Source organism: Vibrio sp. HI00D65 (assembly GCF_001635455.1).
In the GTDB taxonomy this organism is placed as follows: domain Bacteria; phylum Pseudomonadota; class Gammaproteobacteria; order Enterobacterales; family Vibrionaceae; genus Vibrio.
On record NZ_LWEH01000152.1, the window covers coordinates 1 to 282 of the forward strand.

Below are 282 nucleotides of genomic sequence, written 5' to 3' on the forward strand. Positions count from 1 at the left end.
ATCTTCTTGAGTTCGATTCAGTTCAAGGTCGCTGGAACCATGAAGTGACAACTGAAGGCGATGAGATGATCATCAATGGTCAACGCATCAAAACCACTAAAGAGTGTGACATCGACGCGATCGATTGGTCTGGTTGTGATGTTGTGATCGAAGCGACAGGTGTTCACCGTAAGACTTCTTTCCTAAACACATACCTAGAGCAAGGCGTGAAGCGCGTTGTAGTTTCTGCACCTGTTAAAGAAGAAGGCATCGCAAACATCGTGGTTGGTGTTAACGACAACA

1 protein-coding gene is annotated in these 282 nt (G+C 45.7%); it reads left to right on the forward strand.

Annotation, left to right across the window (positions count from 1 at the left end; translation table 11 throughout):
- Positions 1–282, forward strand: a 282-nt coding sequence (locus A3712_RS13560) for a glyceraldehyde 3-phosphate dehydrogenase NAD-binding domain-containing protein (protein ID WP_331710885.1), incomplete at both ends; no start/stop codon positions are given.